This window comes from Arsenophonus sp. ENCA, assembly GCF_002287155.1.
In the GTDB taxonomy this organism is placed as follows: Bacteria; Pseudomonadota; Gammaproteobacteria; order Enterobacterales; family Enterobacteriaceae; genus Arsenophonus; species Arsenophonus nilaparvatae.
This window is the reverse complement of the sequence record NZ_NHNG01000603.1, coordinates 1-1,691: the sequence shown is the minus strand read 5'-3', so window position 1 is coordinate 1,691 and position 1,691 is coordinate 1. Positions and strand designations below refer to the sequence as shown.

Here is a 1,691-nt window from a genome sequence, read left to right as displayed (position 1 = left end):
AATGATTGCTTTACATAAACGATTATCTCGTAACAGCCGCTCTTTGTTGATCATTTCAAACCTTTATTCTCTAAGTTAAACCTCTTTTTATTCTCAATAGCGTGACAAAAAATGCAAGTCTCTATTCAGCAACTAGTTTAATACACCCCTTACCCCTCACGAGGTGAAAGGGGGAGAATTGGCTAAACCTGAAAAACGAAAACCCCAAACACTGAACTACAACGATTATCTGGTTGCTTACAACGAGGAAGTGGGTGACAGATTACCACATGCTGTTGAAGCCAATGCCAAGCGTAAAACCCGCTTGAAGAAAATTGTTGGCTTACTGGCTAATCCAAACCTGGATGGCTGGCGAGCCTACGTGAGAGCATTTGTTGGCATGGCAAAGCCGTTTTACTTTGGTGAGAACAACACAGGCTGGACAGCGGATATTCTGTTTTACGACTCCAGTATGAAGGACTTACTGAACGTCGGCGTCAAACGATACTCCGTTTATCTGGGCTGCCAGTGATAAAGACGTTGGAGCAGTTTGATTACAAATATGCCAGCGGTGTTCCCCGTAACCAAATACAGGAACTGGCTGGACTGGCTTTCATTGAGCGCCAGGAGAATATCGTGTTGCTAGGTCCGTCTGGTGTCGGCAAGACCCACCTGGCTACTGCCATCAGCTATAGGGCTGCGATGCAGGGATTAAGCATCCGTTTTCTAACTGCAGCGGACATGATGTTGCAGCTGCTTACCTCTCATCGACAAGGTGACCTCAAGGGATATCTTACCCGAGTTATCAGTAAACCTAGATTATTGATTATCGATGAAGTTGGCTATTTACCTTTTGGCAAGGAAGAAGCAAACCTGTTCTTCCAGGTGGTGGCAAAGCGATATGAAGCGGGTAGTGTGCTCTTAACCAGTAATCTGTCTTTTGCTCAGTGGTCAAGTACATTTGGTGATGATGAGACGCTAACAGCCGCTATGCTGGATCGATTGCTGCACCATGCACATATCGTACAGATTAGTGGACAAAGTTATCGGTTAAAAGACAAGCTAAAAAGCGGTCAGCTACATAAAAAATTGAAAGCGGAACTGAGCGAGTAAATTAAAGGGGGTGGATCAGTTTTACTTTAGCAAAGTGGATCAGAATTCAATTGGCATTGACACCACGCTACCTATCTCTGTGTGGTTCCAATGACGCTTACGTTTTTTCACAAATGTTGATCTCTTCAAAATGGGAATTTTTTCTGTGAATGAGAGAACGGGAGGTTTTTTAAAGTAGGGCAGTTAATTTTTTTAACCTCCCCCCCACTGTTTTGTATTTAAAAACAATGGCTTGTCAAATCGCTTTTCGTCTTTCGCTGATGGCAACCGTCTTCGCCTACGCAAAGGATTTGACAGTTTTCAATGGTATCCGCACCCCCTTTGAAGAGGCTGTCGCAAAAGGGGTGGAATTTTTTTTTTCAACAATATCCCACCGTGCAGATTTTCTCTTTTTCTGATTTTAGTTTGTACAAATAATAGACTGAAAATCATCCATAATATCAGAGCAACCGCTCTTGATAAGTTATAGGCCATTGCATGCAGGGTAAATTCGAGCTTTACCGCTAATAATCCCTTACGCCGGAAACGTTCCAAACCCTGAATTCCCCGCAATGCTGAAAACACAGGTTCAACCATGCTCTTTCGCTGATTCAAGATTT

General features: G+C 43.3%; 1 protein-coding gene and 2 pseudogenes. 2 read left to right on the top strand and 1 reads right to left on the bottom strand.

Going from position 1 to position 1,691, the window contains the following annotated elements:
• Positions 1-139 precede the first annotated feature (139 nt).
• Positions 140-511, top strand: a pseudogene (locus CBG25_RS15705) (DNA replication protein); the annotation flags it as partial.
• A pseudogene (gene istB / locus CBG25_RS15700) lies at positions 463-1,092 on the top strand (IS21-like element helper ATPase IstB); the annotation flags it as partial. The pseudogenes CBG25_RS15705 and istB, both read left to right, overlap by 49 nt.
• Positions 1,093-1,392: 300 nt before the next feature.
• Here the strand turns inward: istB and CBG25_RS15695 are convergent.
• A partial coding sequence (locus CBG25_RS15695; RefSeq protein WP_290607822.1) for a transposase occupies positions 1,393-1,691 on the bottom strand: 299 nt, incomplete at its 5' end.